We start from the raw sequence: 9987 nt of genomic DNA on the forward strand, positions 1-9987 counted from the left end.
AGGGAAGAGGAAAACCCTGTCCACAACTTGTTTTTATTTCCCAACAACTCTAATCTAATTTGAGTTCGACTTGCCTGTCTGGTAATTTTTCTCACGCTAATTTTTATAAGAGTAATCTTCAGAAAGTAACCCTTAGTGATTTTAACTCTCAGGGAGCGGATTACTCAGATGCAGACTTACAAGATTTAAAGTTCTCGACTTATACCTCTGGATGTTTTAAGTATTGCTATTACAATAAAAACACAAAGTTTAGTGAGAATTTCGATCCTGTGGCAGCAGGGATGGAACTGATTGCTGATGAGAGTGAATTACAGGATTAAAGAGCGTGTTAAGAAAGATCGAACAGGGTTGGGAGTTCTCAGAAGAAAGACTTTTAGAGGACTTCGTTTGGAATCATTTAGAAACTGCCTTAGATCTTATTCCACTGAAACGTCAGTACGGAATCCAAGGAGAGTACTGTGATATTCTGGCTAAAACAGCCAACAATCAACTTGTCGTTTTAGAGCTAAAAAATTGCGAAGATCGCTATATCATCCACCAACTCACTCGTTACTATCATGGATTAAAGACTGACCAACCTTTTAAAGATTTAGTAGACTATAGCCAGCCCATTCGTTTAATTGCCATCGCTCCGGACTTCCACAAACATAATTTTATTGACCGTCGCTACAATCTATTACAGATCGAATTCATTCGATCTGTAATTCTCAATCAAACAAATCATTTCTATTTACATCTTCATCTAGAAGGTCGCAAAGAAATTACGATCCAAGAACCAATTCCTTTTATTGAGATAGGAGATGAAACCTCCGAGCAAATCGAACGCAATATAGAACCGCCTTCAAGAATGTTGATGAATGTTCTAGACGATCTCTCACCTTCAGCTAAAACAGAAATCTTGAAACTGCGGGAAAAAATACTGGGTTGCGATCGCCGTATCAGAGAAATAAAAGAAGGGAAAGATATCTTTTATGGGCGCGGGAAAACGAAGCCTTGTTGTCAGCTAAAGTGTATTTCACCTCGCACGCTGATTAAAACTAATTCCCTCAGACTTCACCTTTGGTTGCCCATTCCCAAGAGTTTTCTGCGATTTAATCGCAATTCAGGTATTGGCAGGATGTTCTTAAATTGTGATTCGGATTTTAGGAATGTAAGAACAGTTACCTACTGGTCGCCAACAAACCGCAACCCAACTGAATTACCACTGCCTATCGAGCGCTATTTAGATGAGATCGGTTTAGATATAGCCAATCAAAATCTTGATAGATTATTAGATTTAGCAATCAAAGTTAATCTCGAAAGAAGTTAAGTTTAAAACCGATGCTGAATCTTAGACTGCCAAACTGCCTTGAAAATACACTCTAAACGATTGGCTTCATGCATGTCTATTTACTGTTTTAACCCCAATTGCCAAAAGCCTGAGAATCCTGATCGCGAAACATTCTGTAGGAATTGTGGTTCAACCTTAACTTTACGCGGCAGTATGCATCCCGAAGGGAATCGCTATCGTGCAGTAAAAGTTTTAGGTCAGGGAGGATTTAGCAGAACTTTCCTTGCCATTGATTCCCAGTTCTCTATGGAATCCTCTGAGCAGGATGAGCGGCATATTGAAAGGTATGTGGTTGTAAAACAGTTGTGGCAACAAAACCTCAATCCAGAAAACCCAGAAAGCATAAAAGTACGATTTCAACAGGAAAGCGATTCCCTACGGGATGCATACTGCCGCATAAAGCAACTGGGCGAACATCCGCAAATTCCTACTCTTCTCGATAGCTTTGAGATGGAAGGATATCTCTATTTAGTGCATGAATATATTGAAGGTAAAAATCTCGCGATCGCCCTTTCAGAAATCGAGAATTCGGAGTTTGGGAATTCAGAACCATCTACTTTCAGTAACCTGCAAGTATGGAGCATCCTAGAAGCAATTCTGCCCGTCCTACAGTTCGTTCACGCCCATCAAATTATTCACTGCGATTTAAAACCGAGCAATATTATTTGTCGTTCTGCCACTTCGCTTGGCGATCGCACAACATGGAAAGACTTTGCCTTGGTTGATTTTGGTACAGCTCAATTCGTCTCAGAATTTAAGTTGGCGCAACAGGGAAAAGCGATCGGCAGTCCAGAATATGCGGCTCCCGAGCAGGTCAGAGGCGAAGCTGTATTTGCTAGCGATCTTTATAGTTTGGGCGTTACTTGCATTCACTTACTTACAGGGATGCGCCCTTTTAGCCTGTTTGATTTTGTCGATAACTGTTGGAACTGGCGACCCTATTGGCATTCTCAAGCCGAATCCCTTCCCCTGAGGCAGCAAGCTTTACTCGAACAATTCCTCGGTCAAATTCTCGATCGCATGATTCAGCCCGACCTGAGCAAACGCTTTTCCACCGCTGCGGCTATCCTCAAACTGATGAATCGATCGGGAATCAAGTCTGGTGTGAAACAGATATTCTCTCCTATACCTATGGATCGACCCGCGAAAAAATTATCTGAATGGCGATGCGATCGCACCCTGATCGGACATGAAGGACTCTTTGCCAGCGTGAATGCTGTAGTTATCCTCACCCCAGATACGATCGCTAGTGCCAGTGATGACAAAACGATTCGTCTGTGGGATTGGCGATCGCAACAACAAATCGCTTGCTTGACTGGACATACCAATTTTGTCAAGGCTCTTAGCTATGCATCTATATATTCACCTACAGAATATTCACCTACAGAACAAATTCCTCAAACAGGAGAACAAGAGAATTTACATAAAGCCAAAAATCCGAGATTTCTAGCGAGTGGGAGTGCAGATAAAACCATCAAGCTCTGGGACTTGGAGGCGCAGCAAGAAATACTCACGATTACCGAACACAGCCATGCAGTGAATGCTGTAGCGTTTGCATACCCAACTAAAGCCGAGATGAATTTCGATCGCCTCTGGTTGGCGAGTGGAAGTGCGGATAAAACGATTAAGCTATGGTCGCTTGAATTCGAGCAAGGTCTGACTGCACCAACTGCGAAATTAATTGCCACACTTACGGGACATCACCTTGCGGTCAATGCGATCGCCTTTTCGCCGACCGCCCCAATCCTTGCCAGCGCCAGTACCGATAGAACCGTAAAGCTATGGGATCTAGAGCGATTTCAGCTCATCCAAACGCTACAAGGTCACACTTGGGCAGTAAACGCGATCGCGTTTAGCCCCGATGGCGAACTTTTGGCGACGGGAGGCGACGACAACACAATCCAACTTTGGAATGTAGCAAATGGCACAATTCTACGCACGCTCTCTGGACATCCTTGGGCAGTTTCAGCGATCGCTTTTAGTCCCGATGGTAAAACATTAATTAGTGGAAGTTGGGACAAAACGTTAAAACTGTGGCAAGTCAGTACGGGTAAAGAATTAGATATGCTTTCTGGGCACACAGATTCAGTCAGTTGTCTCGCCGTTGGCAATGGCGATCTGCTAGTCAGTGGCAGCAAGGACAAAACCCTCAAAATATGGTGTAGAGAGGACAAATCCCCCTGAATACTTTTGGTGCGATCCCCGCCCAACGAAGCGCGAGCTTAAATGATTTCGGTTAATCGATCTCAAATATCAAGAGATCCAGCCTGACAATCGTGGTTATCTCTGGAGCGAACAACTACAGCTATATCTAGGCATTGCGGGTGAATATGCTCGTTATTTCACAGCTCAGGGTGAAGTTGTCCCCAATTTTCAAGAAGCCACTGCCCAGCGCGATTGGCAAATTCGCCTAGAAAAACAACGTGCCGAACGGGAGGCAGATCGAGCAACCCAAGCAGAACAGAAAATTCTGGACTTAGAGGCACAACTTCGGGCTTTAGGCGTCGATCCAAATTTACCGCCAAATGTGTGAGCCCTGCGATCGCATCATGTCGTCTAAGGGCGGTTGATCCCCACGTTTTGGTGTAAAACCCGTACAAGCGAAAACCCATCTCGCCTGTGTTAGTATTAACCATAACCAGAACGCAGCAAATTATGGGGAAACGCCATGTTTGAACGCTTTACAGAGAAAGCAATTAAAGTAATCATGCTGGCTCAAGAGGAAGCTCGTCGCCTAGGTCATAACTTCGTAGGGACAGAGCAGATTCTTTTGGGCCTGATCGGAGAGGGAACTGGCGTTGCTGCCAAAGTCCTAAAATCGATGGGTGTAAACCTCAAGGATGCTCGCATCGAAGTCGAAAAAATTATTGGGCGTGGCTCTGGTTTTGTCGCTGTGGAAATTCCTTTTACCCCACGGGCTAAACGAGTGCTTGAGCTTTCCCTAGAGGAAGCAAGACAACTAGGACATAACTATATTGGTACCGAGCATTTACTTTTAGGACTGATCCGTGAAGGTGAAGGCGTTGCTGCCAGAGTTCTGGAAAATCTAGGCGTCGATCTTTCTAAGGTGCGGACACAAGTCATCCGTATGCTTGGTGAAACCGCCGAAGTATCTACAGGTGGTGGCACGCAAGGTCGTACAAAGACCCCCACCCTTGATGAATTTGGCTCGAACCTTACCCAAATGGCAGCCGAAGGCAAACTCGATCCAGTTGTAGGTCGCCAGAAAGAGATCGAACGGGTAATTCAAATTCTCGGCCGGCGTACTAAAAACAACCCTGTTTTAATTGGCGAACCTGGGGTTGGTAAAACTGCGATCGCTGAAGGTTTGGCACAGCGCATCACCACTGGTGATATTCCTGACATTTTGCAAGACAAGCGCGTCGTGACCCTAGATATTGGCTTGCTCGTGGCAGGCACAAAATATCGCGGTGAATTTGAGGAACGCCTCAAAAAAATCATGGACGAGATTCGCACGGCAGGAAATGTGATCTTGGTAATTGATGAAGTGCATACCCTGATCGGTGCAGGAGCCGCAGAAGGTGCGATCGATGCTGCCAACATCCTTAAGCCTGCCCTAGCCAGAGGCGAACTTCAGTGCATCGGCGCAACCACGCTCGATGAATATCGCAAGCATATCGAACGCGATGCTGCCCTCGAACGTCGATTCCAGCCCGTACAGGTGGGCGAGCCCAGTGTCGAGGAAACCATTGAGATCCTCTATGGTCTGCGCGAACGCTACGAGCAACACCACAAGCTCAAAATTTCTGATGCTGCTGTAGTTGCTGCTGCCAAGCTATCCGATCGCTACATCTCCGATCGATTCTTGCCTGACAAAGCGATCGACTTGATCGACGAAGCTGGCTCTAGAGTCCGCCTGATCAACTCACAGTTGCCACCTGCTGCCAAGGAACTAGACAAAGAGCTACGCCAATTGCTCAAGGAAAAAGACGAAGCAGTCAGATCTCAAGACTTCGATCGCGCCGGTGAGCTACGCGATCGCGAAATCGAGATCAAACAGCAAATCCGCACCCTGACCCAGACCAAAAAGACAGAAACGACCAAAGACGAAGAAATGCCCATTGTGGACGAAGAGGACATCGCCTACATTGTCAGCTCTTGGACAGGCGTGCCCGTCAGCAAGCTGACTGAGTCTGAATCTTTGAAGTTGATGCAGATGGAAGACACCCTGCACCAACGTCTCATTGGTCAAGAAGAGGCAGTACGCGCCATCTCGCGCGCTATCCGTCGCGCCCGTGTAGGTCTCAAAAATCCCAACCGTCCCATTGCTAGCTTTATCTTCTCTGGTCCTACAGGTGTGGGTAAAACAGAGTTGACCAAAGCCCTAGCTGCCTACTTCTTTGGTGCCGAAGAAGCGATGATCCGCTTGGATATGTCGGAGTTTATGGAGCGGCACACTGTTTCTAAGCTGATTGGTTCGCCTCCTGGCTATGTTGGCTATAACGAAGGCGGTCAACTTACCGAAGCTGTGCGTCGTCGTCCTTATACGGTCGTGCTATTTGACGAAATTGAAAAAGCACACCCCGACGTATTTAACCTCTTACTACAAATTCTCGAAGATGGTCGCCTGACTGACTCTAAAGGTCGGACAGTGGACTTCAAGAACACCCTATTGATCATGACCTCTAATATTGGGTCTAAGGTGATCGAAAAAGGTGGCGGTGGACTCGGGTTTGATTTTGCCGAAAATCAAGAAGATTCTCACTACACCCGCATCCGCTCTTTAGTTAACGAAGAGCTGAAGCAATACTTCCGTCCAGAATTTCTCAATCGCCTTGATGAAATCATCGTATTTAGACAACTGAATAAGGATGAGGTCAAGGAAATTGCTGACTTGATGCTGGCTGAGGTATTCAAGCGACTCAAGGAGAAAGAGATTGTCCTGACTGTCACCGATCGCTTTAGAGATCTACTGGTACAGGAGGGCTATAACCCCAGCTATGGCGCTAGACCCTTACGCAGAGCAATCATGCGTTTACTAGAAGACTCCCTTGCCGAGGAGATCCTCACAGGCAAGGTACGCGAAGGGGCATCTGTGATGATGGACGTAGATGATGATGGCAAGGTCATTTGTATCGATCAGACACCAGCCTTAACGGGTTCTGATAATTTGCAACTCATGCCCTCCTCTAACTAAATTTTTAGCACCCTCATGGACTTGTTGCCATGGGGGTGCTAAATTATGCCCATGAATCCAGATGAATCCGTAACTACCATTAAAAGTCCTCCCGAAACTTCGTCCTCAGAAGGTTCTGCATCGTTAAGCTCTGTGCAGGCAAGTGGGGATAAAGTTAGTGGCGCTTCGACCAGCAAAGGGGATTTGTCCGCTCTTAAAGTGATTGGCGACAAAGCCAGTGACGATAAAACTAGTGAGAAAAAAATTAGTGCGGACAAAGCTAGTAAGGGGGATTTGTCCTCTCTAGAATTTCCTGAAGTTGTAGCCGAGCCTGAAAGTGTAAAACCCGAATCCGATCCTGCACTCAGTTTGCTCAATGACATATCACAGGTGCGATTTAAGACGATCGCGGGCAAACTAAACCTAATATTACCAACTGACAGAGATTTACAAGATACAGAGGGTGCCAGTTACTCAACATTTAGCTGGACCGAGATGTTAGAACAACTCGAGCAGCGTATGCAGGCGGGTGCAAGGTTTTGGCAACCTCGAACTCAGGTCTATTTGCAAGTGGGCGATCGTCTTTTAGATGCGCGTCAAATGCAAGAACTCGCAGAAGCGTTACAGGTCTATGAGTTAACCTTGCATAGTATTGCCACCCATCGCCGCCAAACGGCAATCAATGCCGCTACCGCTGGCTTTTCGGTCGAGCAAGGTACATTGCTCCACAACTTACCGGGGTTTAATCCCATCCCCACCGACCCCATTGAAGATCCGCTATACGTCAAAATGACGGTAAGATCGGGTACTGAGATTCGTCATGCAGGAACTGTAATTGTGTATGGTGATGTCAATGCAGGCGGTGAAATCATTGCCGATGGCGACATTATTGTATGGGGAAAACTGAAAGGGGTAGCCCATGCCGGGGCAAAAGGCAATGCCCAAGCAGTGATTATGGCACTGCATCTAGAAGCAACACAGATCCGCATCGCTGATTTTATTGCCCGTGTGGAGACGCCCAGCACAACATTTTGCCCTGAGGTCGCTTTGGTTAGTACGGTTGGGGTACCCAATATTCGCATTGTCAAGGCTGTCGATCACGCTTCCTTAAAAACGACAACCTAGGGTATTCTTGCTAAGGTCTCTTGCTTCTTGTTCTTACTCTTAACTTCTTTGCTTTTAACTAGATGTCAACCATGAGTCGCACAATCGTTATTACCTCCGGTAAAGGAGGCGTAGGCAAAACTACTTCTAGCGCAAACTTAGGTATGGCTCTAGCCAAGCTTGGGCGAAAAGTCGTGTTAGTCGATGCTGATTTTGGACTGCGGAATCTAGATCTATTGTTGGGCTTAGAAAATCGGGTCGTTTATACCGCTCTCGAAGTCATCAACCGCGAATGTAAACTCGATCAGGCTCTAGTTAAGGATAAGCGGCAACCAAATCTTTCGCTTTTAGCTGCGCCCCAAACTCGTAACAAAACTTCAATTACTTCCGCGCATATGAAGGCTTTGGTTGAGGTTTTGAGTCGTTATTTTGACTATGTGCTCGTTGATTGTCCTGCGGGCATTGAAACGGGATTTCAGAATGCGATCGCAGGGGCAAAAGAAGCTATTATCGTTACCACTCCTGAAATTTCGGCCGTGCGCGATGCCGATCGCGTCATTGGGTTGCTAGAGGCAAATCGGATTAAAGATATCAAGCTGATCATTAACCGCCTGCGCCCCAAGATGGTCAAGAATAATGACATGATGAGCGTCGAGGATGTTTTAGAAATTTTATCGGTTAAGCTAATTGGTGTAATTCCCGACGACGAGCAAGTAATTGTCTCCACCAACCGAGGCGAACCACTTGTCCTGTCAGAGAACTTACCCTTAGCAGGTATTGCCTATGAAAATACGGCAAAAAGATTAGATGGAAAAGAGGTCGAATTTCTCGATCTTGATGCCCCCCGTGATACACTTTTGTCGCGCCTGCAACGTTGGCTTACTGGCAATTCCTAGATAAGGTTTACCATGATTTCTGAACTGCTCGACCGACTTTTTCCGAATCGTATCAACACTCCCAGTAGTGCTAAGGTCAAGCAGCGACTAAAATTTATTTTGGCGCACGATCGCGCTGCCCTGACACCACAAATGTTTGATGAGATGCGCCGAGAGATCATGCAGGTAGTCTCAAAGTATGTCGAGCTTGATGAAGATAGCCTTGATATTCGACTTGAGTCCGATCAGCGCAATACGATCGTTGTGGCAAATCTGCCCATTCGTGCCATTCGAGATGAGCCCCAAGAACCTGCCCCAGAAGTCTTGCCTGCATCTGAACTTGAGTTATCTCCGCGACCTGAAAAAACTGACTTTTAGGGTAGTTTGATACTGACGTTCGCGAGTTATTGATTTGCGATAACAACTTGATTACGTCCCAAAGCCTTAGCGCGATAGAGGGCAGCATCAGCAGCTTGAATCACCGCAGATCCTGTTGTCCCTTGCTCGGGGTAGCAAGCCACTCCCAATGAAGCGGTGACTGGCTCCATCATTTTGCCGTTATAGTTTAGCTTGAGTTTTGAGATCGCGATCCGTAGTTCCTCTGCTTTTTGAGCCGTTACCAGTAAAGAAGCTTCTGGTAGGATCAGTGTCATTTCTTCACCACCATATCGGCAAGCAATATCTGAAGCTCGAATTGTCAGCTTTAGGAGGTGGCTTAATTCCTGAAGAACAAGGTCACCAGCCTCATGTCCCAAAGTATCGTTGAATTGTTTGAAGTGATCTATATCGAGCATAATCACACCTAAAGAAGACTGATGGCGCTTTGCTCTATGAATCTCTTTTGCTAGAAATTCCTCAAGATAGCGGCGATTAAATAAACCGGTGAGAGGATCTCGAATGCTTTGATTTTGCAAAGTTTCTCTCATATTAATATTGGTAATTGCCAAGCTCATTTGTTCAGCTACAGTATGGGCAAGTTGTTGCTTGGCTTCAGTCAATTGATTGGGGATAGATGTGCCCACATACATTAAGCCTAGTGCTTCACCCTGCGCAATCATAGGAATACAAAGGGATTCGATGGGAGGATGTTGGCGATCGATGTGTTTGCAAAGTAGGTCTTGGCGATCGCGATCGATCCAATGCACTTGCCCGCGACGTAACGCCCAACATTCATTGAGATCGAAAATGGGTTCTGAGTAGGTCTCATCTCCCCAAGATGCCACTATCTCTAAGCGATCGCGAGAGTTAGAAATAATTAAAATACTACCCGAACAATTGGGGAACAAGGGTTGTACGCGCTTCGTAATCAAGGCACAAGCTTCGTCAACAGTTAAACAGGCTGGCAGAAAGTCACTGATTTTCCGTAATAAAATCATTTCTTGATTGCGTTGATCTAACTCATCGAGTCGCACCTCTAACTGCTCAGCAGTTGTTTGTAGAGCCTGCCTAGATGTTTCCAGCACTTCCTGAATCTTTACTGTTTCAGTGCTAAGTACAGGACAAAAGATTGAGAGCATTAGAAAAGGCATCAGCGTTGAGTT

At 46.0% G+C, this 9987-nt stretch carries 8 protein-coding genes; 6 read left to right on the forward strand and 2 right to left on the reverse strand.

Features of this window, described 5'->3' with window-relative positions; translation table 11 throughout:
* The first annotated feature begins 325 nt into the window (after positions 1-325).
* Together V2H45_RS23170 and V2H45_RS23175 are read left to right on the forward strand one after the other, a co-directional pair.
* Positions 326-1309, forward strand: coding sequence for an endonuclease NucS domain-containing protein (locus tag V2H45_RS23170; protein ID WP_330486060.1), 984 nt, complete (start codon positions 326-328; stop codon positions 1307-1309).
* Between the two features lie 72 nt (positions 1310-1381).
* Positions 1382-3514, forward strand: a complete 2133-nt coding sequence (locus V2H45_RS23175) for a serine/threonine-protein kinase (protein WP_330486061.1) — start codon at positions 1382-1384, stop codon at positions 3512-3514.
* A gap of 158 nt (positions 3515-3672) precedes the next feature.
* Here the strand turns inward: V2H45_RS23175 and V2H45_RS23180 are convergent, their stop codons facing one another.
* The gene (locus tag V2H45_RS23180; RefSeq protein ID WP_330486062.1) at positions 3673-3966 is read right to left on the reverse strand and encodes a hypothetical protein; all 294 of its coding nucleotides are present in this window, start codon (positions 3964-3966) and stop codon (positions 3673-3675) included.
* A gap of 32 nt (positions 3967-3998) precedes the next feature.
* Between V2H45_RS23180 and V2H45_RS23185 the strand changes: the two genes are divergently transcribed.
* From V2H45_RS23185 to minE, 4 genes are all read left to right on the forward strand, one after another.
* A complete protein-coding gene (locus V2H45_RS23185) occupies positions 3999-6488 on the forward strand; it encodes an ATP-dependent Clp protease ATP-binding subunit (RefSeq protein ID WP_330486063.1) in 2490 nt (829 codons plus the stop codon).
* 45 nt (positions 6489-6533) lie between these two features.
* The gene (minC, locus tag V2H45_RS23190) at positions 6534-7592 is read left to right on the forward strand and encodes a septum site-determining protein MinC (RefSeq protein ID WP_330486064.1); all 1059 of its coding nucleotides are present in this window, start codon (positions 6534-6536) and stop codon (positions 7590-7592) included.
* A gap of 71 nt (positions 7593-7663) precedes the next feature.
* Entirely contained in the window at positions 7664-8467 is an 804-nt protein-coding gene (gene minD / locus V2H45_RS23195) for a septum site-determining protein MinD (protein WP_330486065.1), read from the forward strand.
* A 12-nt stretch (positions 8468-8479) separates the two neighbouring features.
* On the forward strand, positions 8480-8824 hold the full coding sequence (minE, locus tag V2H45_RS23200; RefSeq protein ID WP_330486066.1) for a cell division topological specificity factor MinE: 345 nt from the start codon (positions 8480-8482) through the stop codon (positions 8822-8824).
* A gap of 26 nt (positions 8825-8850) precedes the next feature.
* Here the strand turns inward: minE and V2H45_RS23205 are convergent.
* Positions 8851-9987 (reverse strand): GGDEF domain-containing protein (locus V2H45_RS23205; RefSeq protein WP_330486067.1); only part of this gene is annotated, 1137 nt, incomplete at its 5' end.

Source organism: Tumidithrix elongata BACA0141 (assembly GCF_036349135.1).
Taxonomy (GTDB): Bacteria; Cyanobacteriota; Cyanobacteriia; order Pseudanabaenales; family Pseudanabaenaceae; genus Tumidithrix; species Tumidithrix elongata.